Annotated in this window: 2 protein-coding genes; both read right to left on the reverse strand. The window is 43.1% G+C overall.

The window, feature by feature from the left end:
* A partial coding sequence (locus AB4384_RS23280; RefSeq protein WP_372130181.1) for an IS630 family transposase occupies positions 1–533 on the reverse strand: 533 nt, incomplete at its 3' end.
* The coding region (locus AB4384_RS23285) for a helix-turn-helix domain-containing protein (protein ID WP_133154296.1) at positions 499–902 on the reverse strand (404 nt) is incomplete at its 5' end. The genes AB4384_RS23280 and AB4384_RS23285, both read right to left, overlap by 35 nt.

Raw genomic sequence — 902 nt, forward strand, 5'->3', positions numbered from 1 at the left:
TCTTTGCACTCAAGAAATCCATTCCAAGCGCTACAGACCTTCGAAACAATATCGTTATAATCAATGAAGTTTTGGTTTGCTAGATAGTGTTGCCTTAACCAACTCCACACTTGCTCTATAGGGTTAAGCTCTGGTGAGTATGGCGGCAATTTGATAATACTGACATTATCAAATGGGTTAGCAATATCATCGGTATGCCATCCTGCGCCATCCATTATTACCACTGAATGACGGTCTTTTTCTGTGACTTTAGATATCTGCTCTAGATGGTTTATCATGATGTCTTTGTTAACCCAAGGGACGACCATTGCCTCACCAATCCCTCTCGATGGGCACACTGAGCCAAACAAATAAGCGTATTCAAATTGCTGCTGTTTTACTACGCGAGGTCTCGTTCCACGAGTAGCCCAAAGACGTGTTGTTGTGTTCTGCTGACCAAACCTAGCTTCGTCTTGAAACCAGACATCAACACTCTCTAGCCCAATATGGCCGGGGATCTTAAGGATCGTTTCGATTTGGAATTTTTTTAAAATCGTCCTGTATTTGCTGTGATTGTTTAGGGTGTTTGGAACGAGAAGTTATCCAAGAAAAACCCATGTGGTCGAGGAGATAATAGATGGAATTAGGGTGGTAGTGCTTGTCAAAGTGTTTAACGATGTAGTCATGTATATCGCTTCCAACAAGGCGGCCACCAGAAGGTGATTCAGCTTCTTTTTTTATGAAGGCACTGAGTTGAGCCCGCTGCTCATCGGTGAGGTATGCAGGCCTACCAGTCCGAGGTTTTTCTTGAAGTCCTTCTAGGCCTTCTTCAAAAAAAATCCGAACCCATTTATTGACACTGGTTCGACTGACTTTGAGAGATTTTGCAATTTGTGTACGAGAGAGGCCGTCTTTAAAGTGTG

The sequence above is a fragment of the Vibrio sp. 10N.261.51.A4 genome, assembly GCF_041471945.1.
Classification (GTDB): Bacteria; Pseudomonadota; Gammaproteobacteria; order Enterobacterales; family Vibrionaceae; genus Vibrio; species Vibrio crassostreae_C.